Below are 22,831 nucleotides of genomic sequence, written 5' to 3' on the forward strand. Positions count from 1 at the left end.
GAAGAAACATTTACGCCATCAGGAGCAGTCGCCATGGCCTATGTCGTTACCGAGGCATGCATCAAGTGCAAGTATATGGACTGTGTCGAAGTCTGCCCGGTCGATTGCTTCTATGTTGGCGCCAATACCCTGGTCATCCACCCGGATGAGTGCATCGATTGCGGCGTTTGCGAACCGGAATGCCCGGCCGATGCCATCCTGCCCGATTCCGAGCCCGAGGCGGAAAAATGGCTGGAAATGAACCGGCAATACGCCCAGATCTGGCCCAACATCACCCGCAAGGGCGAATCCCCGGCCGATGCCGATCAGTGGAAGGGTGTGGCCGACAAGTTCGAGAAGCATTTCGACCCGGCGCCCGGAAAGTCTTAAGGCGCGGCGCCTGACAGCGGGAAAGCATTAAGATCGGCAAATTCCTGTGCTGGTCGTGAGCCGAATGCGGGCTTAGAATCCGAATTCCATGTTTGTTCTTGGGTTATTTGTCCTAACGCGACGTCATGTCGCGCTGGTGAATCCATATTTTGATGGCCACCTGAGCCAGAGCGCTACACCCGGTGGTTAATGTCACTGCGTCCAGCGCATGACTGCCTTTCCTTGAATTCGAGCCCGATTTTTGCTATAAAAATGGGGAAGGTCGTTGGGGCGGAATCCATTGGAAAGATTAATCTTTTCAGTCCCGCCCAAGCCTAAAAGTTAATATCGGACCAGACTCGGAATCTCCATGGAGCCGGGAAAGGTTTGTTGCGGCTTTGAGTCAGGAATTGCGACGGTTTCGGGTCCCGCCAGAAGGACCTAAAGCGGGGAAAGCCAGCGGCGGCACTCCAGGATCTGGAGTGAGATAAATGAGAGCCCTGGCAGGCGAGGTTTGTGGAGCAACTTCCTCATGATTTGAGGTTGTTTTCCGGGAAGTGCGACCTCGTTCCTGTTGGGACGGGCACGGTAAGTGATCCCATTTCGCCCCTTGAGCGGTCCCCGCACGGGGTCCTGGGGTTCGAGACCGGATTTGTGATGTGACGTGATCGGATGAAATGGAGCTGACTGTGGTCGAGAAAGCTGTCGAGAAAATCATTGCGAAGAAGCCGGTTGTCGCCAAGGACAAGGATCTGGGCTTCAAGAAGGGTGACTTCGTCGTCTACCCGACCCATGGCGTGGGCAAGGTCATGGGCATCGAAAGCCAGGAAATCTCGGGCCACGCGCTGCAGGTCATCATCATTCTGTTCGACAAGGACCGCATGACGCTGCGCGTCCCCGTCGCCAAGGCCAAGAATTCGGGCCTGCGCAAGCTGTCCAGCAAGAAGGTGATGGAAACCGCCCTCCAGACCCTTAAAGGTCGGTCGCGCGTGAAGCGCGCCATGTGGTCGCGCCGGGCCCAGGAATACGAAGCCAAGATCAATTCCGGCGACCCGGTTTCGATCGCCGAAGTGGTGCGCGACCTGCACCGCAATGCCGACCAGCCGGACCAGTCCTACAGCGAACGGCAGATTTATCAGGCCGCCCTCGACCGCTTGGTCCGCGAACTTGCCGCCATCGAAGGCATGGACGAACAGGCCGCGACCGAGCGCCTGCACCAGGTCATGAAGGCGGCGTAAGGCGCCACCTTCGCACACCAGCTCTCTCCTCAGAGAGGCTCCCCGAGCGGCATCGACCGCTAACGACGGATGGTCCCCGGATCCCCTTCCGGTCCATCCGTCGGGGGTGTTCTCATAGCCCCGCCCTTCCCCTTCCGGGCTGCATTTCAAAAGAACCCGAGCATTTCTGTCATTTGCCCCGGCAAGCGGGTGCGCCAGATCACAGAGTGGCGCCCTTAAGCGAACCATCCGCGCTTTCCTCACGACTACCGGTCAATGCGATCCCGCAGCAACCGAACTAGCCTGAGGAAACGACGATGCTCGAAGATCCGACCAAGCGCCTGACGAACCTCAACACACTGGATAGCGCGCTCAATTTCGGGCAGGTCTATCGCCAGCAGTATTACAGCACCACCCAGGGCAGCGATGCCTCCAACGTGCTGGATGGCGAGTCCCATGCCAATGCGATCTATGGCAATGGCGGCAACGACACGCTGAACGGTTATGCAGGCAACGACCTTTTGGACGGTGGCACCGGCAATGACAAGCTGGATGGCGGCACTGGCAACGACAAATTGTTCGGCGGTGACGGGAACGACACGCTGCTGGGCGGCGACGGCGACGACTATTTCGATGGCGGTGCCGGCTACGACACCCTGGTCGGCGGCGCCGGCCATGACACGGTCGATTATTCGAAATCGACTCACGGCATCTATATCGACATGAGCGATGGAAACTTCGGCGGCAATGACAATGTCAGCGGCATCGAGGATTTCATCGGCTCCGATTTCGACGACGATATCGACGGCAGCGACGACGCCAATCTGATGAAGGGCGGCGACGGCAACGACAATCTCTGGGGCGGTGCCGGCAATGACACGATTTACGGCGAGGACGGCAACGACTATCTGTTCGGCGGCACAGGCGCCAACATCATCGATGGCGGCAATGGCGACGACCACATCCATGCCGGTGCCGGCAACTACAAGGACGTTGTGACGGGTGGTTCGGGCGCCGATACCTTCCACTGGCAGGTCGACGTGGCGAACGGCCATGACATCATCACCGATTTCGACCCGCTCCAGGACGCACTCGACTTGCTCGACCCCTATGGCAACGGTTCGCCCAATGTCGGTGTCGGCACCAGCGCTGATGGCGACGTGATGATCACCTTCGGTTCCAGCACGGTCGAACTGGACGGCGTCCACAACCAGGGCTGGGCGTCGATCCAGGATCTGCAGAATGCCGGGTTCAATATCGACTACACCGTGGTCAACTGAACCGGACTTTTATCAGCACCGACGCGACGCCCCGGCCGGCTTGACCCAAACAAGCTGGCCGGGGCGTCATCGTTTTGTCGCACATGCTATGATCCGGCGAGAGGTTCCGAGTCGCGCAAACATCAGTGCCCATGCAAGAACGAGAGAAATTCGCCATTCTGAAGAAGCCTAGCCGCATCTGGGCGATCTCTCCCGTTCATGGCGACATGCCGCGCCTGCGCGCGCTGCACGCCTATATCGACGAACAGTTCGACCCGATGGACCGCATCGTCTATCTGGGCGGCTTCCTGGGGCGCGGGCCGGACGTTGCCGGTACCCTCGACGAGATGATCACCTTCCGCCGCCAGATCCTGGCGCGGCGCTGCATGTTCCCCGAGGACATCGTTTTCCTGCGCGGCCAGCAGGAAGAAATGTGGATGAAGCTGCTGCAGCTGCAATTCGCGCCCAACCCGCGCGAGGTGCTGCCTTGGCTGTTGCAGCAGGGCGTCGGCCCGACCATCACGGCCTATGGCGGTGACCCGGCGGAGGGCATCATCCATTGCCGCGAAGGGGCGCTGGCGATTACGCGCTGGACCAACTCGCTGCGCGCCGCCCAGCAGGCGCGGCCGGGCCACGCGGCCTTGATGTCCGCCATCCGCCGCGCCGCCTATACCGATGATCTGGGGTTGCTGTTCGTCCATGCCGGGATCGACCCCGAACGTCCGCTCTCGGCGCAGGGCGACAGCCTGTGGTGGGGCGGCAGCGCCTTTGGCAACATGGATCACCCTTACGGCCAGTTCCTCAAGGTCATCCGCGGTTATGACCGCCAGCATGGCGGCCCCGCCATGAGCGCCTTCACCATGACTCTCGATGGCGGTTGCGGCTATGGCGGCAAGGCCGTGGCGGCGCTCCTCGACCCCAAGGGCGAGTTGTTGGACCTGGTTGAGGCGTAGCGTTCTCCCTCGTCATCCCCGGGCGAAGACCCGGGGATCCACAGGTGCGATTGAGGGAGTGGATGCCCGGGTCAAGCCCGGGCATGACGGTTAGTTTTTGCTAAGACGCCGCTTCGCCTCGGCGAGGCAGGCAGCGGCATCGCCCGCAAAATCACCAGCGACCCACCAATTTTCCAACTCCGCGAGCTTGGCGCCAAGTTCAGGCCCGGCGGCGATCCCTAGCTTGATGAGATCGCGGCCGGCAAGCGGGAATGCCGGGCGCGGCCAGCTTTCGACAATGTCGAAGGCCCGGTGCCATTGGCCGTCATCGGCACCCGGTTCCCAATCGAGAAGAATGCGGTCGCGCGCCCGGTCATTGCCAAGGGCGTAGACCTGGCGTCGGACCGCCGCATCGCCGGCGACATCGAAGACCGGCCGGGCGTCGCTGGCACTGAGCAGGCGATCACGATCGGCATTGGAAAGCTTCAGCGTCTCGGCGATGTCATTGCCGCTGCCGGTGAGGGTGAGTGCTGCGAGACGGCGGACGGCATCGGGGGCAAGCTTCAAACGCGTCTCGAGGGCTGCCACTTTGACCAGGCGGTCCTGCGTGGTGGCCCAGGGCAGATAGGCGCCGGCAAAATCGCGGCCCAGCATCTCACCCCAGACCGCGACGCCGCGCCGCGCGGTGAGCAGCTTCAGCGTCTCCTGGCGCAGCCTTTCGCCGGAAAGGCGCTTCAGCTCGTGCCGGCGCTGCGTCGCCGCAGCAATCGCCGCCGCGTCGAAATCGCCAGCTGCGTAATCGGCATGGAAGCGGAAGAAGCGCAGGATGCGCAGGTAATCCTCGTCCATGCGCTGCGCCGGATCACCGACGAAACGCACATGGCCGGCCTTCAGATCGGCGAGGCCCCCGAAATAATCGTGGATGTTGCCGGCGGCATCGCAGAACAGCGCATTCATGGTGAGGTCGCGGCGCGCCGCATCCTGCTGCCAATCGTCCGTGAAAGCGACGGTCGCATGCCGCCCATCGGTTTCGACATCGTGGCGCAGGGTCGTTACCTCGAAGCCGACATGGTCGGCAATCGCCGTCACGGTGCCGTGCTTGATGCCGGTCGGCACGGATTTCAGCGACGCCGCGGCCAGCGCCGCGATGACCTTTTCCGGGGCAAGATTGGTGGCGATGTCGATGTCGCGAATCCCGCGCCCCAGCAGCGCATCGCGCACGCAACCACCGACGAACCGCCCCTCGCCGCCCGCAGCCGCCAGGGCATCGAGCACCTTGGCGGCGGCCGTTGCCTGCGGCCAGCTGCGGCGCCAATCGGCAAGGTCGGGAAGGGTCGTGATTCGCATGGCCCGCATCCTAGCCGAAGGGCCGTCGGGGCGGATAGGCCGAGTTGCCTCAACCGGCCGCCCCTCTGGCCTCTTTCCTGGCCCGGCGCGCACCCGCCCATTGGCCCTTGCCAGAGGTGGTCGGACATGGACTAGGATCGCCCCACCATGAATCGCGTCATCCTTGCCATCAATGCCGGCTCGTCCAGCATCAAGTTCCAGGCCTTTGCGACAGAAGGCGTGGTCGGGGCCGGGGACAATCTGGAGCGGCGCGTCTCGGGCCTGCTGGAGGGGATCGGCAGCCAGCCGCGCCTGCTCATCAAGGACGGCGCGGGTGCGACCTTGCGCAACGACAATCTCAGCCAGGCAGCGGCTCCCAGCGTCGAGGCCGGCGAAGGCATCGTGGGCGATTGGCTACAGAGCGACGATGCAGCCAGGCTGATCGGCGGCCCGATCGGCGCCATCGGTCACCGCGTCGTTCATGGCGGCGCCGATTTCAGCGCTGCGGCGCAGATCGACGACGCGGTGCTGGCACGCATCACCGCCCTCACCCATCTCGCCCCCCTGCACCAGCCCAAGAACCTCGCGCCCATTCTCGCCTGGCGACAGCGACGGCCGGACCTGCCGCAGATCGCCTGTTTCGATACCGCTTTTCATCGCGGCCATGCGGAAGTGGCGGAGCGTTTCGCCATCCCCGAGGCGCTCTACCTGGAAGGTGTGCGGCGCTATGGCTTCCACGGCATTTCCTATGAATTCATTGCCGAGAAGCTGACCGAGGTCGCGCCCGCCATCGCCAGGGGCCGCGTCATCGTCGCCCATCTCGGCAATGGCTGCTCGCTCTGCGCGATGCAGGACGGGCGCAGTGTCGACAGCACGATGAGCTTTACGGCGCTTGACGGCATCCCGATGGGCACGCGCCCCGGCGCCATCGATCCTGGTGTTGTGCTGTACCTGATGCGGGAAAAGGGCATGGATGCGGCGGCGCTGGAAAAATTCCTCTATCACCAATGCGGCCTCAAAGGCATGTCCGGCATCAGCAACGATGTGCGCGTGCTCGAAGCCAGCACCGAACCGCAGGCGCGCCTTGCCCTCGACCATTTCGTCTATCGCATCGCCAAGGAAATCGGTGCGCTGGCGGCGGTCCTGCAGGGTATCGATGCCCTGGTCTTCACCGCCGGCATCGGCGAGAACGGGGCCGATCTCCGCGCTCGCATCGTCGCGGCGTCCAGCTGGCTGGGGTTGAGCCTGGACGCCGATGCCAATGCGGCGCGCCGGACCGATCTCAGCAAGTCAGCCACGGGTCCGCGCGTGCTGATGATCCCGACCGACGAAGAGCTGATGATCGCCCGCCATACGCGGCGCGTGCTGGCGCTTTAGGTAAAGAGCCGGACCGGGATCAGGACGAGGTTGGAGAGGAACTGCTCGGTGGCGGCGCGCCAGGAGAAGCGCTCCGCCTCATTGCGGCATTGCTTCCGCGGGATCTTGAGGGCGCGCGCGATGGCGCGACCGAGATCGCGGTCGAGGGCGCCGGAGACGCCTTCCTGCAGAATGTCCTTTGGCCCTGCCACCGGGAAGGCCGCGACCGGCACGCCGGAGGCCAGGGCTTCGAGGATCACCAGGCCGAATGTGTCGGTGAGGCTGGGGAAGACGAAGACATCGGCGGCAGCGTAAAGCTGCGCCAGATCCTCGCCGACTTTCTGCCCCAGGAAGACCGCCTTGGGAAAACGCGCCTTGAGATCGGCATGCTGCGGCCCGTCACCCACGACGACCTGCGATCCCGGCAGGTCGAGCGCCAGGAAGGCCTCGATGTTCTTCTCGACGGCGAGGCGCCCGACATAGAGATGGACGGGCCTTGGCAGGTCGGCAAAGGGCGGTGCCGCGTTTGTCTGTGGGCGCGGTCGGAACTGCCTGGTATCGACACCGCGCGACCAGCGCTTGATGCGTTGGAAGCCACGGGCGCGGAGATCCGCTTCGATCGACGGCGTCGCCACCATAGTGGCCTGGGCCGCCGAATGGAAATAGCGGAGCCAGGCATAGGTCAGCCGGACGGGCAGGCCGAAACGGGCCGCCACATATTCCGGGAAACGCGTGTGATAGGCTGTCGTGAAAGGGAGACCGCGTCGGATGCAATAGCGGCGCGCGGCAATCCCCAGCGGCCCTTCGGTGGCGATATGGATGGCATTGGGCGCCAATGCGTCGAGCCGCGCGGCGAGGCGCCGATAGGGAAAAACCGCCAGGCGAATTTCAGGATAGGTGGGACACGCGACCGAGCGGAAGCTCTGTGGCGACAGGATGGTCGGTCGGTGGCCGGCCGCGGTCAGTTCGTCCATGGTGCGGCCGATGGTGCGCACGACGCCATTGGTCTGGGGTGCCCAGGCATCGGTCACGATAGCGATGTTGAGCGAGGCGCTCACAGGCTGGGCACCGCTTCGAGCTTCTTCACCGGCAGCATGGAAAGCTGGTTCTGCTGCGCCCAGTGGATGATCTCGAGCCTTCCGTCGCGATGCTCGACCAGCGCCGTGCAGCTTTCCACCCAATCGCCGTCATTGGCGTAGATGACACCGTCGATCTCTTTCAAGGCCGCCTGGTGGATATGGCCACAGACGACACCGTCGAAGCCGCGGCGCTTGGCTTCCGCCGCAACCGTGTTCTCGAAATCGCCGATGAATTTGACGGCGTCCTTGACGCGCGATTTCAGCCAGGCCGAGAGCGACCAATAGGGATAGCCGAAGGCGATACGCGCCCGGTTGAACCAGTGATTGAGCGTCAGCGCCATCGTGTAAGCGGAATCACCCAGTTTGGCGAGCCAGGGCGCATAACGCACGATGCCGTCGAAGGCATCGCCATGGATGATGAGCAGGCGCTTGCCGTCGGCGGTTTCGTGCACAGCCTCGTTCATCACCATGACATCGCCGAAGGCGTGGTCGTCATAGTCGCGCAAGGGTTCGTCATGATTGCCGGGCACATAGATGACCTGGGTGCCCTTGCGCGCCTTGCGGAGCAGCTTCTGCACCACGTCGTTATGGCTTTGCGGCCAGAACCAGCCCTTGGATAGGCGCCAGCAATCGATGACGTCGCCAATGAGGTAGACATAGTCCGCTTCATTGGCGCGCAGAAAGTCGAGCAGGTATGCGGCCTTGCAGCCGCGCGTGCCCAAATGGACGTCGGAGATGAAGATCGCGCGGTAGCGTGCGGTCTCATGGCTCATCTGGGACATCGCGTTCATCTGCTGCCTTTGACTCGACTCGAGAAGCCTCGTTCAGTTGGCCGCTCAATAGCGATGAAGCGATTGCAGGATGATGACGCGGGAGGCGCCAGGGCGAATCTGTGAATGATTTCATGGGGGCGTCACGGGAGTGACGCGGATGTGTCATCGAACCCGGTCGAACCGCCCCCCTCTCCCCGGCCCTCCCCCACGTTGGGGGGAGGGCGTTCCACTGAGCTCGCTGTGATGCCAGCGTTCAGGCTGGATAGAGTTCCCCCCACAGTCGGCGAATGCCGACATTCGTCGGCTGTGGGGGAGGGTCGGGGAGAGGGGGCTTACTTCTGATCCGCCGGACAATAGAAGGTCGAGCGGCCGCCTTGGGTGATGCGCTTTACCGGGCCGCCGCATTTCCGGCAGGCTTCGCCTTCGCGGTCATAGACTTTCCAGCGATGCTGGAAATAGCCGAGTTCGCCATTGGCCTGGACGTAATCACGCAAGGAGGAACCGCCGGCCTTGATCGCTTCGGTGAGCACCTTCTTGATCGCGGCAGCGAGTTTGACGGCGCGCTCGCCGGTGATCGTGCCGGCGCGGCGCTTGGGGCTGATGCCGGCGCGGAACAGGGCTTCGGAGGCATAGATGTTGCCGACCCCTACCACCAGGCGCTGGTCCATGATGGCAAGCTTCACCGAGGTCTTCTTGCCCTTCAGCATGGCCGCCAAGGCCGGTCCGTCGAAGGCGTCGGAGAGCGGCTCCAACCCCAGGCCCCTGATGAGCTTGTGTTCCTCAAAGGCATCCGCCGCCACCAGATCCATGAGGCCGAAGCGGCGCGCATCGTTGAAGCGGACGCAGGTGCCATCGTCGATATCGAAGACGACGTGATCATGCCGGTCGAGCAGCGTCGGGCGTCTCTCATTGACCACCATCGAGCCGGACATGCCGAGATGGACCAGCAGGATGGTGCCGTCATCAAGGTCGATGACGATGTATTTGGCGCGCCGGCGGATGGCATCGATGCGCCGGCCGGTGAGGCGCGCCGCGAACCCTTCCGGAAAGGGAAAGCGCAGGTTTGGCCGGCGCTGCTCGACGGCGGCAAGGCGCCGCCCCAAAAGCTTCAGGGCAAGACCACGGCAGACCGTTTCGACTTCAGGTAATTCGGGCATGTGACTAGCGGTAATGGGCCGCAGGGAAGTCGTCAAGTTGTTGATCTTACAACGCTGGCATCCCCGCGCCGCAACGGCTAAAGTCCCGGCAAAAGAGGAAAGATTTAGATGCCTGTCGAGACCTCCCACGCCCCCAAGGACAACAGCGCCGAGACCACCTGGTTCGGCTTCCGCGAAGTCGCGGCCAGGGACAAGGCGCATCTGGTGCAGGGGGTTTTTTCCTCGGTCGCCGGCAAATACGATCTGATGAACGATCTGATGTCGGGCGGCATCCACCGCCTGTGGAAGGCCGCGATGCTGGATTGGCTGAATCCGCGCGCCAACTGGAACAGCCTGGATGTGGCGGGCGGCACCGGTGACATCGCCTTTCGCCTCCTGGAGCGGCAACCATCCGCCCATGTGACGGTCTGCGACCTTACCCCGGCCATGCTGGAAGTCGGCCGCGACCGCGCGATCGACAAGGGCATCCTCACCGGCCTCGATTGGGTCAGCGGCAATGCCGAGGATCTGCCCTTCGAGGACATGAAGTTCGACAGCTATACGATCGCGTTTGGCTTGCGCAATGTCGGGCGCCAGCAGCGGGCGCTTGAGGAAGCTTATCGGGTGTTGCGGCCGGGCGGGCGGTTCCTGTGCCTGGAATTCAGTCATGTGGCCTTGCCGGCGCTGGCCAAGCTCTATGACGTCTATTCGTTCAAGCTGCTGCCCTGGCTGGGTGAAGTGGTCGCCAAGGACCGCGATTCCTATCAGTATTTGGTGGAATCGATCCGCAAATTCCCGACCCAGGACAATCTGGCCGGCATGATGGCGAAGGCCGGGTTCCAGAACGTTTCCTATCGCAATCTCACGGGCGGGATCGCCGCCATTCATTCGGGCTGGCGCGTCTAGATGTTCCGATCGCTGCGTTCAATCTATCGCCTGTTCGACATCGCCCGGGTCTTTGCGCGCCATGGTGCGCTGACACCCTTCGAATCGGCCCTCTCCAATGCCGGCCTTACCCCCGTGCTGCTGTTCTTCGCCCGCGTGCTGTTCGGCCGCGAGGTCGACGGCAAGCGGCCGGGCGAGCGCCTGGCTGCAGCCCTCTCCGAATTGGGCCCGGCCTTCATTAAGCTCGGCCAGGTGCTCTCCACCCGTTCCGATCTCCTGGGCGAGCAGGTGGCGGCGGATCTTGCGAAATTGCAGGACCAGTTGCCGGCCTTCTCCTCCTTCGCCGCCAAATCGCGCATCGAGGCGGAATTGGGTGCGCCGATTGCCAGCCTCTTTTCCAGCTTCGATGACGAGCCGGTTTCGGCAGCCTCGATCAGCCAGGTGCATTTCGCCATCACGACGCCGGAATACGACGCGCCCGATGGCCGGCCGGTGGCGGTGAAGGTGTTACGCCCGGGCATCGAGGAGGCCTTCCAGGCCGATATCGAATTGCTGCTGTGGATCGCCGAGATCATCGAGCGCACGCAGCCGAAACTGCGGCGCCTGAAGCCGGTCGAGGTGGTGCGCACCTTCGCCGCCACCGTACGCATCGAAATGGATCTGCGCCTGGAAGCTGCATCGGCTTCGGAACTCCACGATAACTTCGCAGGCGATCCCACCTACCGCGTGCCGGCAATCGATTGGGCACGCACCGCCAAGCGCATCATGACGCAAGAGCGCATGACCGGCATCCCGATGGATGACGGCCCGGCCATGCGTGCGGCCGGCCTTGATGTCGACGACGTCCTCACCAAGGCCGCCAACATCTTCTTCAACCAGGCGTTCCGCGACGGCTATTTCCATGGCGACCAGCATCCCGGCAATATGAGCGTCGGCTATGACGGCGCCATCCAGGTGGTCGATTTCGGCATCATGGGCCGGCTGGAAAAGAAGACCCGGTTCTATCTGGCCGACATGCTGCTGGGCTTCCTGGAGCGGGACTATATCCGCGTCGCCAAGATGCATATCGAGGCGGGCTATCTGCCACAGACGCAGTCGATCGATGAATTTGCGCTGGCCCTGCGCTCGATCGGCGAGCCGATCCAGGGCAGGCCCCTGCATGAGATCAGCTTTGCCCGCATGCTGGGCCAGCTTTTCGCCATCGCAGAGACCTTCGATATGGAAGTGCAGCCGCAATTGCTGCTGCTGCAGAAGAACATGCTGATGGCCGAAGGCGTGTCGCGCCAGTTGAACCCGACGCTCAACATCTGGACCCTCGCCCGGCCGCTCATTGAAGAATGGATGATCGAAAACCGCGGGCCCCGCGCCCGCATCGAGCAGGGCGTCACCGATTTCCTCGACGTGATCGAGCGCGGGCCAGGCGTCCTCAAGAATGTCGACCGGCTGGTGAGCCATCTCGCTGATGGTGGATTGAAGCTCGACCCGGAAGCCCTGCGCGTCATCAACCGGCAGGGATCGAACTGGTGGCTGTGGCTGATCATCGCCGTGCTGACGGCGGCCCTGTTGTTCCGCTGATGGCCGGCTTCGATACCGTTCTTTTCGATCTCGACGGCACGCTGACCGACCCCAAGGTCGGCATCACCACCTCGATCCGCTACGCGCTCGATAAGCTTGGGGTCGTTCATGATCCGGTGGACGATCTCACCTGGTGCATCGGCCCGCCGATCCAGCGCAGCTTCGAGCGCCTGCTGGGGCCGGACAACGCGGTCGAGGGCGTCAGGCTCTACCGCGAGCGCTACGCGGCCGGCGGCATGTTCGAGAATGAGATGTTTCCCGGCATCGATACGACCCTTGCCACGCTGCAGGGCGAGGGGATCCGGCTTTTCGTTGCTACATCGAAGGCCCATGTCTTTGCGCGACCCATCGTTGCGCATTTCGGCCTCGATCCCTATTTCATCGCCGTGGAAGGTGCCGAACTCGATGGCACGCGCTCCGACAAGGGCGAGGTCATCGCCCATGTCCTGGCCAGCCATGGCGTCGATCCCGTCCGCGCCATCATGATCGGCGACCGCGAGCACGACATCATCGGTGCGCGCAAGAACGGGTTGCGCAGTATCGGCGTGCTCTATGGCTATGGCGATGAAGCCGAGCTGCTTGCCGCGGGTGCCGATGATTTGTGCCAGCGCCCGGCGGATCTCTTGGCGACCCTCGCCCGTTTCGCGTGACTGGCGGCTGCTGTTCCGCGAGACCGCCTCGTTTGACAACGATCCAAGCCACCGCCGATCTCGTATCTGAGAGCCACCAAACGATAACCGCAGGGAAGGAACCGACCATGATCATGCGCAAATTCTGCCTCGCCGCCGCCGTCGCCATGATGGCCATCGGCACCGCCAATGCGGCCCCAGCGACGGGGGATGCCATCAAAGCCGCGATCGGCGGCAACAGCGTGCAGGGCAACATGGATTCAAGCGGCCCCTATGCCGAATTCTACCAGGCAGACGGCGTGATCAAGGGCAAGGATTACGCCGGCAAGTGGACGATCGAGGGCGACACCATGTGCTTTGAATATGACGGCACGCCGAAGGATTGCTGGTCGGTTGAAATTTCCGGCGACCAGGTGAAATGGCTGAAGGACGGCAAGTCTGGCGGGAGCGGTACGATTGTGCCCGGCAATCCCAACAATTTCTGATCCGTCGCTGACGCACCGGTGGGAAGCGGGTCTTTCCCACCGGTTTTGGTCGCAGCTATAGTCCACCCGACCATGACCCACCTCGCCTATCTGACACTCTTCCTCACCGCCTTTGGCGCGGCCACGATCCTGCCGGGCTTTTCCGAGGTGGCGTTCGCGACCTTGCTGCTGCAATCACCGCAGGATTGGCCGGTGCTGATGATCGTCGCCACGGCCGGCAACACGCTGGGTGGCATCGCCAATTGGGTGCTGGGGCGCTTCCTGCTGCATTGGCAGGATCGCACATGGTTTCCGGTCAGCGCCAAGCATCTCGCCCAAGCGAGCCGGCTCTTTCAGAAATACGGCTATCCGCTGCTGCTGCTGTCCTGGCTGCCGATCATCGGCGATCCGATCACCTTGGCGGCTGGCGTGTTGCGCGCGCGCTTCCTGCCCAGCCTGATCCTCATCCTCATCGGCAAGGCGGCGCGCTACGGCGTGCTCGCTTGGGCAACGCTGGCTGCCGCCGCCTGATTGGCGTGGCCTGCTGGTGCATGCTAAAACGGGGCCATGCTGACAGCGCCGGCCTACAGCTATCGCGACGATCCCGCCGTTCCGTCCTTTCCCGATGACCGGCCGCTCGTCATATTCGACGGTGTCTGCGCCCTGTGTTCGGGCTTCGTGCGCTTCGTTCTGCGGCACGATCCGCAAGGGCAGTTCCGCTTCGCCCCGGCGCAATCGGCGCTGGGCACAGCGCTCTATCGCCATTACGGCCTCGATCCCGAAAACTGGGAAAGCAACCTGCTGATCGCCGATGGCCAGCTTTTCTTGCGCAGCGAGGCGGCCATCGGGATCATCAGTCGTTTCGGCGGCCTGTGGCGCTTGTTGCGGGTGTTGCGCGCCCTCCCGCGCTCCTGGCGCGACGGCCTTTATGACGTCATTGCCGCGAACCGCTATCGCTGGTTCGGGCAGCACGCCTATTGCGCCGTGCCGGACCCAGCCCTTGCCGACCGGTTCTTGAGCGTATGAGAAAGATTCTGGTCATCGGCGGCGCCGGCACCTTCGGCGCGCGCGTGGTGCGCCTGCTGGCTGCGCGCGATGACTGCCACATCCTTGTCGGCGGGCGTAACCCGGCGCGCGCCGCAGCCTTGCTGACAGAACTGGGGGACAAGGCCCGCTTCCAGCCTTTTGATCGCGTGAAGGACGTCGCCGCCCAGCTTGGCGTGATCCAGCCCTGGCTGGTGATCGATGCGGCCGGCCCCTTCCAATTCGACGATGTGCAACCCTATGCGGTGCCCCGGGCCTGCATCGCCCGTGGCATTCACTATGTTGATCTGGCCGACAGCCGCCGCTTTGTGGCCGACATCGGGGCGCTGAAGGATGCCGCGCGCGATGCAGAGGTTACCGTCATCAGCGGGGCCAGCAGCGTGCCGGGGCTGAGCATGGCGGTCGTGGCGGAACTGGCACGGGAGCTTGAGACCATCGACGCCATTGATATCGCGCTTTCCGCCAGCAACCGGGCGACGGCAGGACCCAATGTGACACAGGCGATCCTCAGCTATGTCGGCAAGCCGATCGGCTTGCAGAAAAGCGGCACCTGGCGGCAAGGCTATGGCTGGCAGGAACTGGTGCGAAAATCGTTCGAGGTCACGGGCCGAACCAGCATCCAAAATCGCTGGGTGGGATTGTGCGACGTGCCGGATCTGGACCTGCTGCCCCGCCGTTATCCCACACTTGCCAACGTGACCTTTCGCGCCGGTGCCGAACTGGCTATCCAGAATCTGGCATTGTGGCTGCTGAGCTTTGCCGTGCGCTGGCGCCTTATTCGTGATTTGAGCGCGCTCAGTCCGTTCCTCACACGGCTGCAGCGGCTTTTCCGCCGGCTCGGCACCGACCGGTCGGCGATGTCGGTCACTGTTATCGGACGCGATAAGACCGGCACGGCGAGGCAAGCCATCTGGACACTGATCGCCGAGGGTGGCCATGGCCCCTGGGTCCCGAGCTTTGCCGCGGTGATCGCCGCAGGGAAGTTGCTGCGGGGCGACATGCCGGCCGGCGCCTTTACCGCAAGCGATGTACTGCAACTCGCCGATTTCACCGATCTTCCGCAGCGCTTCCATCTTTTCACCGAGACGCGGCACGGCGTGCTGCCGGAGCCTTTATATGCACAGGTGATGGGTGCAGCCTTTGCAGCGATGCCGCCCGAGGTGCAGGCGATGCACAGCCACCCGGCGTCGACGCAAGTGGTCGGGCGGGGCAGCGTCAGCCGCGGCAATCATCCGCTGGCACGCTTGGTTGGATACCTGTTCCGCTTCCCGCCGGTCCGATCGGATATCCCCGTCGCCGTTACCTTCGATATCCGTCCCGGTGCCGAGAGTTGGCGACGGGATTTCGGCGGTCATCGTTTTGGCAGCCGCCTGTCGTCGCGCATCAAGGACGGGCGGCCCATCCTCACCGAGACCTTCTGGCCCTTCACCTTCGATTTCGACCTCGATGGCGCGGCAGATGGACTCGACATGCATATCCGCGGCTGGCGCTTAATCGGATTGCCGCTGCCCCGAAGCCTCGCCCCGGTCGTGCGGGCGCAGGAGCGCGTGGCAGAGGGGCGTTTCACCTTCGACGTCGAGATTGCCCTGCCCTGGGGTCCGCTGGTCGTGCGGTATCGGGGATTTTTACTGCCGCTACAGGCTACATCAAATGCCGCAGACATTTAGCGCGAAAGCCTTATAACTCATTGATATAAAATACGAATTTTGATTCACGATTAGATTTCGTTAAGACTTGCAGGCGCATTTTCTTGTCATGACGCAGTGCAACCGGATGGGCCGGTCGCCTGCCCCAGACAGGGAAAAGCGCTCATGGCTGTCCGCTATATCTCGCCCACCGGTTCCGGTCTCATGGACGGGTCTTCCCCGGAAAATGCCGGCACGCTCACCAGCCTGTCGAAATTCATCGGCCAGGCGGGTCCGGATGGCGAGGTGCGGCTCATCGCCGATCAGGGCAGCTACAACCCCACGGGGCAGATCTCGATCACGACCGGCGGCACGGACGGCCACCCGGTCACGATTCGCGGCGTCGACAGCGCCGGCAATGCGATGGATGCCGATATCAGCGGCACGCGGCCGGAGAACTGGTCGACGGGCCAAAGCGAGGGTTCGGAACTGTTCCGCCTGCTGGGCGGCGCCAACAATCTCCATTTCCAGGATCTCGACATCAGCAATGTCGGCAACGGCGCCTTCCGCATCGGCGCCGATATTTCCAACCTGACCATCGATCATGTCGATGCCACCAACGTCTATCGCTTCGTTGATACGCTGGTTTCGGGTACCAACACGTCGGCCAGCGTCAGCGGTCTCACCATTAGCGATGTCGATATCGCCGGCTATTCCAAGAATGCGATCCATATCGGCTATAACAGCCACGACATCCTGATTGAGGGCGTCACAGCCGACGGCAATGTCGCCACCACCGACCCCTATATTTCCGGCGTGCTGATCGAAGGCACGGCCCATGACATCATCCTGCGCGATGTCGAGGTGTCGAACAGCAAGGCGGTGGGTGCCGCCAACAGCTATTGGAACGGCGACGGCTTCACGACGGAGGGCAACACCTACAACATTCGCTTCGAGAATACGGTGGCACGCGGCAATACCGATGCCGGCTATGATCTGAAATCAAGCGACACGGTGCTGGTGAATGCGGTCGCGGAAGAGAACAACCGCTCGTTCCGCCTGTGGAGCGACTCGATTACCTTGCAGGACAGCATCAGCCTCAACCCGACCCACGCCGGCGGCAATGCGGGGACGGCCCATGTCTGGCTGGGCGCCGGCGCCACCGCGACGCTGGAAAACTTCCACTTCAGCGACGGCCTCACCCCGCAAACCTTGTTCGACCTCTCCAAGGGCGGCGCCACGTTGACGCTGGTCGACACCACCATTCCGACCGGTTATGAAAACCTGATCTGGCTGCTCAACGGCTCGGTCATCGAGCAGGTCGTCACCCCCAGCAACGCAGCACCCACCGGCATTACCTTGAGCGGTGGTGTGGTAGATGAGAATGCGGCGGCCGGCACGGTGGTGGCGACGCTCACGGCGATCGATCCGGATGCCGCCGACACCCATACCTTCACCTTGAGCGGCGCCCATGCCGATTATTTCGAGATCGTCGGCAACGAAATCCATGTGAAGGCCGGTGCATCGCTCGATTTCGAGACCACCACTCATCACGACCTCACCATCACCACCACCGATAACGGTGGCCTCGCCCACAGCGAAACCTTCACCATCTCGGTCCGCGACATGATCGAAGGCGGCAACGGCACCGCCGGCAACGATCTGATGAAGGGCACCACCGGCGCCGACACGCTGAAAGGCTTTGCCGGCGACGACACCTATACCGTCGACAACAAGGGCGATGTGGTGACGGAAACGGTCGATTCCGGCATCGACACGGTGAAGACCAGCCTCACCAGCTATACCCTCACTTCGCATGTCGAGAACCTGACCTATACCGGCACCAGCGGCTTCACCGGTGCCGGCAATTCGCTGGCCAACACCATCACGGGTGGCACCGGCGCCGACAGCCTGCATGGCTGGGATGGCAATGATGTCCTCAATGGCGGTGCCGGCAACGACACGCTCTATGGCGACAATCTCTGTGACACGCTCTATGGCGGCACCGGCAACGACAAGCTTTATGGCGGCGTCAGCAGCGACCAGCTCAATGGCGGTGATGGCAACGACTACCTCTATGGCGAGGATGGCAACGACACCATCAGCGGCGGCAAAGGCACGGATATCATGTATGGCGGTGCGGGGAATGACAGCTTCGTCTTCGACCAGACGCCCTCCGCCGCCAATGCCGACTTCATCCGCGATTTCTCGGTGCCCGGTGACACGATCCGCCTCGATCACGCGGTCTTCGACACGCTGGCCATCGGCAAGCTGTCGGCAGCGAATTTCGGCAGCTGGAGCGGCACCGCCACGGCCGATACGCATGTTCTTTACGACAAGGCGACCGGTAACCTCTATTACGACGCCACGGGTGGCGCCCATGACGACGCCCAATTGGTGGCGACGCTCTCCAACATGCCGCAGGAACTCAGCGCGGACGACGTTTTCGTGTTCTGACGGCGCGAGACTTTAGAGCGGGCGGGGGCGGCTTGGGGCCGTCCCCGCCTTGAATTTCTCCACTGCAAACAGTAAATACTATGGCTTACTGTGGAATAACCTTGCAGTGGATTTGGGGCCGTGGGCGCCGGAAAACGGGTTCTTCTCATCATCGCGGGCGGGATCGCCGCCTATAAGGCGCTGGATGTCATCCGGCGTGGGCGCGAGCGTGGGCTCGATTTCCGTGTCATCCTGACCAGGGGTGGGGCCGAATTCGTAACGCCGCTCTCGGTCGCCTCGCTCGCTGGCTCCAAGGCCTATACCGAGCTTTTCTCCCTCACCGACGAAGCCGAGATGGGCCATATCCGCCTGGTGCGGGAGGCCGATCTGGTGCTGGTGGCGCCGGCCACGGCCGACCTCATCGCCAAGATGGCCCACGGCCTTGCCGACGACCTTGCCTCGACCGCGCTCCTTGCCAATGACCGGCCAGTCCTGATTGCCCCTTCCATGAATGCGGTGATGTGGCTGAACCCGGCGGTGCAGGCCAATGTCGCGACCCTGCGGGCGCGCGGCGTTGCCACCGTCGGCCCAGGTGCTGGCGATCTCGCCTGCGGCGAAGTGGGCGACGGGCGCTTGGCCGAGCCGCTCGACATCGTCAACGCCGCCTTGCGCATCTTAAGCGATGGGCCGCTCAAAGGGCTGAAAGCGCTGGTCACATCCGGACCTACCTACGAAGCGATTGACCCCGTGCGCTTCATCGGCAACCGCTCCTCCGGCAAGCAGGGCCATGCCATTGCGTTGGCGCTCGCCGCCGCCGGTGCCGAGGTGACGCTGGTGGCGGGGCCTACGGCCTTGGCCGACCCGACGGGGTGCAAGACGGTCCGCATTGAAAGTGCTGCCGAGATGCTGGCCGCCGTGCAGAAAGCCCTGCCGGCCGACATCTTCGTCGCTGCCGCGGCGGTGGCCGATTGGCGCCCCGCCGCCGAGGCCGCGCAAAAGATGAAGAAGCGCGACGGTGGCGAACCACCCCGCATCGACCTTGCCACCAATCCGGACATCCTGGCGACGATCGCAGCGCCCGGACCAAAGCGGCCGAGACTCGTCATCGGCTTTGCCGCCGAAACGGAGAAGGTCGTGGAATACGCGACCGCCAAGCGCCAGAAGAAGAACAGCGACTGGATTCTCGCCAATGATGTCTCGGCCGAGACCGGAACCTTCGGCGGCAGCGACAACAAGGTCCATCTCATCACCGCCGATGGCGCCGAAGAATGGCCGCGCCTGGCCAAGACCGATCTCGCCCAGCGCCTGGTGGCGCGCATTGCGGCAACCCTGAAGGACAAGAGCAAATGAGCGCCGTGCGCGTTGCCGTGACCCGCTTGCCGCATGGCGCCGATCTGCCGCTGCCGGCCTATGCGACCGACCAGGCAGCCGGCCTCGATCTGGTTGCAGCCCTTGCGGCTCCGGTCACGCTGCAGCCCCTGGGCCGCGCGCTGATTCCAACTGGCATCAGCATCGCCTTGCCCGCGGGTTATGAAGCGCAGGTGCGTCCCCGTTCGGGCCTTGCCTTGAAACAGGGCGTCACCGTGCTCAATGCGCCAGGCACGATCGATGCCGATTACCGCGGCGAGATCGGCGTCATCCTGGTCAATCTGTCGGACACGCCCGTAACCCTGCAGCGCGGCGACCGCATCGCGCAGCTGCTGCTGGCGCGGGTGGAGCGGCTTGCCTGGGACGAGGTCGCGGCTTTGCCAACAACATCGCGCGGTGCCGGCGGCTTCGGCTCGACGGGTGTTGCCGCGAAGGGTTCATAACAGAGACGTTCAAACAGAGACGGGGAAGCTTTCGTGCTCCATCCATCCAAGCGATTGCTGTTCGCCATCGAGGCCGTGCTCGACATCGCCTATTACGGTGGCTCGCAGCCGGTGCAATCGGGCGATATCTCGACGCGCCAGGGGATCCCGCGGCGCTATCTGGAACAGGTGCTGCAGCATCTGGTGCGCTCCGGCATCCTGGCCGGCCATCGCGGCCCCAAAGGCGGCTATCTGCTGGCGCGCGAGAAGCGCCGCATCAATCTGGGCGAGATCGTGCGCGCCGTGCGGCAGTTCGAAGGTTCGCCCGACCCTGTGCAGACGGCCTCGGGTTCGCGCGTGGCGCTGGAGATCGTGCGACCGGTCTGGCGCGAACTGCAGCAGGAAATGCTCTCCAAGCTCGATGACGTGACGCTGGAAGATCTCTGCCAGAAGGCGCAGGCCGCCGGCATCCAGACCGACGCGCTGCAGCGTCTCGATTTCAGCATCTGATACCCAACAAACGGCCACCCAATAAACGGCCACCCAATAACGGCCCGGCAAACGGGCTCTCGACTGCTAGACAAGGACAAGACCCATGAGCAAAGCTACCTTCCGCGGCAAGATCTATGACAACTTCCTCGCCACCATCGGCGCGACGCCGATTGTGCGCCTGGGCAAGCTGGCGCGCGCCGAAGGGGTGAAGGCCGACCTTCTGGGCAAGGCGGAATTCTTCAACCCGCTCTCCTCGGTCAAGGACCGCATCGGCCTTGCCATGATCGAGGCGCTGGAAGCCTCGGGCAAGCTGCAGCCGGGCGGTACGCTCATCGAGCCGACCTCGGGGAACACCGGCATCGCCCTTGCTTTCGTGGCCGCCGCCAAGGGGTACCGCCTGATCCTCACCATGCCGGAAAGCATGTCGCTGGAGCGCAGGAAGATGCTGCGCCTGCTGGGCGCCGAACTTGAATTGACGCCGGCCGCCCGCGGCATGTCGGGCGCCATCGCGCGAGCCGAGGAATTGGCGGCCGCCACCCCCGGCGCCGTCATCCCGCAGCAGTTCAAGAGCCTTGCCAATCCGGAAGTGCACCGCCACACCACGGCGCAGGAAATCATCGCCGATTGTGGCGGCAAGCTCGACTATTTCGTCTCGGGCGTCGGCACCGGTGGCACCATCACGGGTGTCGGCGAGATCCTGAAGAAGGAAATTCCCGGCGTGAAGATTATCGCCGTGGAACCCGAGGACAGCCCGGTCCTTTCCGGCGGCCAGCCCGGCCCGCACAAGATCCAGGGCATCGGCGCCGGCTTCATCCCGGAAGTGTTGAACCGCGGCATCATCGACGAGGTGCTGCGCATCTCCAACGCCAACGCCTTCGCCATGGCACGCAAAGTGGCCAAGATCGAAGGCATGCCGGTCGGCATCTCGTCGGGAGCGGCGCTCACCGCCGGTATCGAGATCGGCCAGCGCCCCGGCCATGACGGCAAGCGCATCCTGGTGGTCCTCCCCTCCTCCGCCGAACGTTACCTGTCGACGGCGCTGTTCGAGGGGCTGGAGTAAGGAAGCCCCCTCTCCCTAACCCTCCCCCACGTTGGGGGGAGGGGACTAGAGCCTACCTGTCCTAGACGCCGCAACGAACTCGGTGAGCTCCCTCCCCCCGCCCGCCGACGAATGTCGGCATTCGCCGACGGTGGGGGAGGGTCGGGGAGAGGGGGCGTTAGAAAGACGAGACGCTTATGGACGAACTCACCGACCGCCAGCTGGAACGCTACGCCCGCAACGTCATCCTCGATGAAGTGGGTGAAGAAGGGCAGTTGAAGCTGCTCGCTGCCAAGGTGCTGGTGGTCGGCGCCGGGGGCCTGGGTGCGCCGCTGCTGCTCTATCTGGCGGCGGCCGGCATCGGCACCATCGGCGTCATCGACAACGACACGGTCGACGTCACCAATCTGCAGCGCCAGGTCATTCATGACGATGCCTCTGTCGACCAGGCGAAGGTCGAAAGTGCCGCGCGGCGGCTCCGCGCCCTCAATCCCGATATCGTCATTGAGCCCATCGCCGCGCGCCTCAACGCCGATAACGCCGAAGCCATTATCGCGCGCTTCGATCTGGTGGCCGATGGCAGCGACAATTTCACCACGCGCTATCTCTTGAACGATCTCTGCTACCTGCTGAAGAAGCCGCTGGTCTCGGCGGCACTCCTGCGCTTCGAGGCACAGATATCGACCTTCAAGGCGCATCTCGGGGAACCCCACCCCTGCTATCGCTGCCTCTTCCCCGAACAGCCGCCGGAAGACCTCATTCCCCGCTGCGAGACGGCCGGCATCCTTGGCCCCGTCGCAGGGGTCATGGGGTCATTGCAGGCAACGGAAGTGCTGAAGGAGATCTTGGGCATCGGCGACACCCTGTCCGGTCGCCTCGTGCTATTCGATGCGCTTTCGATGGCCTTCCGCGAGGTGAGGTTCAAGCGCGACCCGCACTGCCCGACCTGCGGGCATTGATCACAACCCTTCCTTCTTCCGCTGCGCTTCGATAAAGGCGCGCCCCCGCGCGCTCAGCTTCTTCAGCGTCGGCGCATTGTCGTCGAGAACGCGCCACACAGGTGTCAACTTCGCCACCGGCACGCCCCGTTCGTGATCTTCAATGGCTGCCTCGGCGCAGGTGCGCAAGTGATAGCCGGTATAGACGGGGCAGCAGCCATCGGCCTTGTGGCGCTTGGCAAGTGCCGCGCGCATCTCGGCATTGCCAATCGAGCGCCCCGTCGGCACGGCGCGGATAAAATCGTCGATGAGCCGGACGGAAGGGAGCAGCATGCGCCCACCCTTCTCGACCCCGGCACGGGTGACGTCCATAACCTTCACCTGATGCGGCGCCGGATCGGTCCGCTTGTCGTTCCAGCTTTTCGCCATCCCTAACCCTTCCATCCGTTGCTGCTCAGAATAGCGCCAGGACGATTGATAAATCTTGC

At 63.5% G+C, this 22,831-nt stretch carries 23 protein-coding genes; 18 read left to right on the top strand and 5 right to left on the bottom strand.

Annotated elements, in window-relative coordinates; translation table 11 throughout:
* The first annotated feature begins 33 nt into the window (after positions 1-33).
* The 4 genes from fdxA to SMD31_RS07690 all read left to right on the top strand — a co-directional run bounded on the left by fdxA (position 34) and on the right by SMD31_RS07690 (position 3,777).
* Positions 34-369 carry a ferredoxin FdxA gene (gene fdxA / locus SMD31_RS07675; RefSeq protein ID WP_320500221.1) on the top strand — a complete coding sequence of 112 codons (336 nt, stop codon included), beginning with the start codon at positions 34-36 and terminating at the stop codon, positions 367-369.
* 656 nt (positions 370-1,025) lie between these two features.
* Positions 1,026-1,586: a CarD family transcriptional regulator gene (locus tag SMD31_RS07680; RefSeq protein ID WP_320500222.1), complete on the top strand. Its 561-nt coding sequence runs from the start codon at positions 1,026-1,028 to the stop codon at positions 1,584-1,586.
* 296 nt (positions 1,587-1,882) lie between these two features.
* Positions 1,883-2,845 (top strand): calcium-binding protein, encoded by a 963-nt coding sequence (locus tag SMD31_RS07685; protein WP_320500223.1) that lies wholly within the window; start codon positions 1,883-1,885, stop codon positions 2,843-2,845.
* Positions 2,846-2,976: 131 nt separating this feature from the next.
* Positions 2,977-3,777, top strand: coding sequence for a metallophosphoesterase family protein (locus tag SMD31_RS07690; protein WP_320500224.1), 801 nt, complete (start codon positions 2,977-2,979; stop codon positions 3,775-3,777).
* Positions 3,778-3,867: 90 nt separating this feature from the next.
* Here SMD31_RS07690 and SMD31_RS07695 read toward each other — a convergent pair whose 3' ends face one another.
* Positions 3,868-5,103 carry a CCA tRNA nucleotidyltransferase gene (locus SMD31_RS07695; RefSeq protein WP_320500225.1) on the bottom strand — a complete coding sequence of 412 codons (1,236 nt, stop codon included), beginning with the start codon at positions 5,101-5,103 and terminating at the stop codon, positions 3,868-3,870.
* A gap of 147 nt (positions 5,104-5,250) precedes the next feature.
* Between SMD31_RS07695 and SMD31_RS07700 the strand changes: the two genes are divergently transcribed.
* Positions 5,251-6,459 carry an acetate/propionate family kinase gene (locus SMD31_RS07700; RefSeq protein ID WP_320500226.1) on the top strand — a complete coding sequence of 403 codons (1,209 nt, stop codon included), beginning with the start codon at positions 5,251-5,253 and terminating at the stop codon, positions 6,457-6,459.
* Here SMD31_RS07700 and SMD31_RS07705 read toward each other — a convergent pair.
* From SMD31_RS07705 to mutM, 3 genes are all read right to left on the bottom strand, one after another.
* The gene (locus SMD31_RS07705) at positions 6,456-7,496 is read right to left on the bottom strand and encodes a glycosyltransferase family 4 protein (RefSeq protein WP_320500227.1); all 1,041 of its coding nucleotides are present in this window, start codon (positions 7,494-7,496) and stop codon (positions 6,456-6,458) included. The genes SMD31_RS07700 and SMD31_RS07705 overlap by 4 nt on opposite strands.
* On the bottom strand, positions 7,493-8,308 hold the full coding sequence (locus tag SMD31_RS07710) for a UDP-2,3-diacylglucosamine diphosphatase (RefSeq protein ID WP_320500228.1): 816 nt from the start codon (positions 8,306-8,308) through the stop codon (positions 7,493-7,495). The genes SMD31_RS07705 and SMD31_RS07710 overlap by 4 nt, the downstream gene beginning before the upstream one ends.
* Before the next feature lie 314 nt (positions 8,309-8,622).
* Positions 8,623-9,447, bottom strand: coding sequence for a bifunctional DNA-formamidopyrimidine glycosylase/DNA-(apurinic or apyrimidinic site) lyase (gene mutM / locus SMD31_RS07715; RefSeq protein ID WP_320500229.1), 825 nt, complete (start codon positions 9,445-9,447; stop codon positions 8,623-8,625).
* Between the two features lie 108 nt (positions 9,448-9,555).
* On the opposite strand from mutM, the gene ubiE reads away from it, so the two are divergent.
* The 13 genes from ubiE to SMD31_RS07780 all read left to right on the top strand — a co-directional run bounded on the left by ubiE (position 9,556) and on the right by SMD31_RS07780 (position 22,364).
* Complete coding sequence (gene ubiE, locus SMD31_RS07720) at positions 9,556-10,332, top strand: bifunctional demethylmenaquinone methyltransferase/2-methoxy-6-polyprenyl-1,4-benzoquinol methylase UbiE (RefSeq protein WP_320500230.1); 777 nt, start codon at positions 9,556-9,558, stop codon at positions 10,330-10,332.
* A complete protein-coding gene (ubiB, locus tag SMD31_RS07725; protein WP_320500231.1) occupies positions 10,333-11,886 on the top strand; it encodes a 2-polyprenylphenol 6-hydroxylase in 1,554 nt (517 codons plus the stop codon).
* Complete coding sequence (locus SMD31_RS07730; protein ID WP_320500232.1) at positions 11,835-12,536, top strand: HAD family hydrolase; 702 nt, start codon at positions 11,835-11,837, stop codon at positions 12,534-12,536. Before ubiB ends, SMD31_RS07730 begins: the two co-directional genes overlap by 52 nt.
* Before the next feature lie 107 nt (positions 12,537-12,643).
* Complete coding sequence (locus SMD31_RS07735) at positions 12,644-13,000, top strand: hypothetical protein (protein ID WP_320500233.1); 357 nt, start codon at positions 12,644-12,646, stop codon at positions 12,998-13,000.
* Between the two features lie 72 nt (positions 13,001-13,072).
* Complete coding sequence (locus tag SMD31_RS07740; protein WP_320500234.1) at positions 13,073-13,510, top strand: YqaA family protein; 438 nt, start codon at positions 13,073-13,075, stop codon at positions 13,508-13,510.
* A gap of 36 nt (positions 13,511-13,546) precedes the next feature.
* Positions 13,547-14,005, top strand: coding sequence for a thiol-disulfide oxidoreductase DCC family protein (locus tag SMD31_RS07745; RefSeq protein ID WP_320500235.1), 459 nt, complete (start codon positions 13,547-13,549; stop codon positions 14,003-14,005).
* Positions 14,002-15,690: a DUF4166 domain-containing protein gene (locus tag SMD31_RS07750; RefSeq protein WP_320500236.1), complete on the top strand. Its 1,689-nt coding sequence runs from the start codon at positions 14,002-14,004 to the stop codon at positions 15,688-15,690. Before SMD31_RS07745 ends, SMD31_RS07750 begins: the two co-directional genes overlap by 4 nt.
* A 144-nt stretch (positions 15,691-15,834) precedes the next feature.
* Complete coding sequence (locus tag SMD31_RS07755; protein WP_320500237.1) at positions 15,835-18,105, top strand: cadherin domain-containing protein; 2,271 nt, start codon at positions 15,835-15,837, stop codon at positions 18,103-18,105.
* 120 nt (positions 18,106-18,225) lie between these two features.
* Entirely contained in the window at positions 18,226-19,434 is a 1,209-nt protein-coding gene (coaBC, locus tag SMD31_RS07760) for a bifunctional phosphopantothenoylcysteine decarboxylase/phosphopantothenate--cysteine ligase CoaBC (RefSeq protein ID WP_320500238.1), read from the top strand.
* Entirely contained in the window at positions 19,431-19,895 is a 465-nt protein-coding gene (dut, locus tag SMD31_RS07765; RefSeq protein WP_320500239.1) for a dUTP diphosphatase, read from the top strand. Before coaBC ends, dut begins: the two co-directional genes overlap by 4 nt.
* Before the next feature lie 33 nt (positions 19,896-19,928).
* Positions 19,929-20,384, top strand: a complete 456-nt coding sequence (locus SMD31_RS07770; RefSeq protein ID WP_320500240.1) for an RrF2 family transcriptional regulator — start codon at positions 19,929-19,931, stop codon at positions 20,382-20,384.
* An 85-nt stretch (positions 20,385-20,469) separates the two neighbouring features.
* The gene (gene cysK, locus SMD31_RS07775; protein ID WP_320500241.1) at positions 20,470-21,426 is read left to right on the top strand and encodes a cysteine synthase A; all 957 of its coding nucleotides are present in this window, start codon (positions 20,470-20,472) and stop codon (positions 21,424-21,426) included.
* A gap of 176 nt (positions 21,427-21,602) precedes the next feature.
* Positions 21,603-22,364 (top strand): HesA/MoeB/ThiF family protein, encoded by a 762-nt coding sequence (locus SMD31_RS07780; RefSeq protein WP_320500242.1) that lies wholly within the window; start codon positions 21,603-21,605, stop codon positions 22,362-22,364.
* On the opposite strand, the gene SMD31_RS07785 is transcribed toward SMD31_RS07780, so the two are convergent.
* Entirely contained in the window at positions 22,365-22,772 is a 408-nt protein-coding gene (locus SMD31_RS07785) for a hypothetical protein (RefSeq protein WP_320500243.1), read from the bottom strand.
* Positions 22,773-22,831: the final 59 nt, after the last annotated feature.

The organism is Dongia rigui (assembly GCF_034044635.1).
Taxonomy (GTDB): domain Bacteria; phylum Pseudomonadota; class Alphaproteobacteria; order Dongiales; family Dongiaceae; genus Dongia; species Dongia rigui.

What these genes read in the sequence shown, in the direction of transcription:
- fdxA (WP_320500221.1), top strand. Translation starts at nt 34, where the DNA reads ATGGCCTATGTCGTTACCGAGGCATGCATCAAGTGCAAGTATATGGAC.
- SMD31_RS07680 (WP_320500222.1), top strand. Translation starts at nt 1,026, where the DNA reads ATGGAGCTGACTGTGGTCGAGAAAGCTGTCGAGAAAATCATTGCGAAG.
- SMD31_RS07685 (WP_320500223.1), top strand. Translation starts at nt 1,883, where the DNA reads ATGCTCGAAGATCCGACCAAGCGCCTGACGAACCTCAACACACTGGAT.
- SMD31_RS07690 (WP_320500224.1), top strand. Translation starts at nt 2,977, where the DNA reads ATGCAAGAACGAGAGAAATTCGCCATTCTGAAGAAGCCTAGCCGCATC.
- SMD31_RS07695 (WP_320500225.1), bottom strand. Translation starts at nt 5,103, where the DNA reads ATGCGAATCACGACCCTTCCCGACCTTGCCGATTGGCGCCGCAGCTGG.
- SMD31_RS07700 (WP_320500226.1), top strand. Translation starts at nt 5,251, where the DNA reads ATGAATCGCGTCATCCTTGCCATCAATGCCGGCTCGTCCAGCATCAAG.
- SMD31_RS07710 (WP_320500228.1), bottom strand. Translation starts at nt 8,308, where the DNA reads ATGAACGCGATGTCCCAGATGAGCCATGAGACCGCACGCTACCGCGCG.
- mutM (WP_320500229.1), bottom strand. Translation starts at nt 9,447, where the DNA reads ATGCCCGAATTACCTGAAGTCGAAACGGTCTGCCGTGGTCTTGCCCTG.
- ubiE (WP_320500230.1), top strand. Translation starts at nt 9,556, where the DNA reads ATGCCTGTCGAGACCTCCCACGCCCCCAAGGACAACAGCGCCGAGACC.
- ubiB (WP_320500231.1), top strand. Translation starts at nt 10,333, where the DNA reads ATGTTCCGATCGCTGCGTTCAATCTATCGCCTGTTCGACATCGCCCGG.
- SMD31_RS07735 (WP_320500233.1), top strand. Translation starts at nt 12,644, where the DNA reads ATGATCATGCGCAAATTCTGCCTCGCCGCCGCCGTCGCCATGATGGCC.
- SMD31_RS07740 (WP_320500234.1), top strand. Translation starts at nt 13,073, where the DNA reads ATGACCCACCTCGCCTATCTGACACTCTTCCTCACCGCCTTTGGCGCG.
- SMD31_RS07745 (WP_320500235.1), top strand. Translation starts at nt 13,547, where the DNA reads ATGCTGACAGCGCCGGCCTACAGCTATCGCGACGATCCCGCCGTTCCG.
- SMD31_RS07750 (WP_320500236.1), top strand. Translation starts at nt 14,002, where the DNA reads ATGAGAAAGATTCTGGTCATCGGCGGCGCCGGCACCTTCGGCGCGCGC.
- SMD31_RS07755 (WP_320500237.1), top strand. Translation starts at nt 15,835, where the DNA reads ATGGCTGTCCGCTATATCTCGCCCACCGGTTCCGGTCTCATGGACGGG.
- dut (WP_320500239.1), top strand. Translation starts at nt 19,431, where the DNA reads ATGAGCGCCGTGCGCGTTGCCGTGACCCGCTTGCCGCATGGCGCCGAT.
- cysK (WP_320500241.1), top strand. Translation starts at nt 20,470, where the DNA reads ATGAGCAAAGCTACCTTCCGCGGCAAGATCTATGACAACTTCCTCGCC.
- SMD31_RS07780 (WP_320500242.1), top strand. Translation starts at nt 21,603, where the DNA reads ATGGACGAACTCACCGACCGCCAGCTGGAACGCTACGCCCGCAACGTC.
- SMD31_RS07785 (WP_320500243.1), bottom strand. Translation starts at nt 22,772, where the DNA reads ATGGCGAAAAGCTGGAACGACAAGCGGACCGATCCGGCGCCGCATCAG.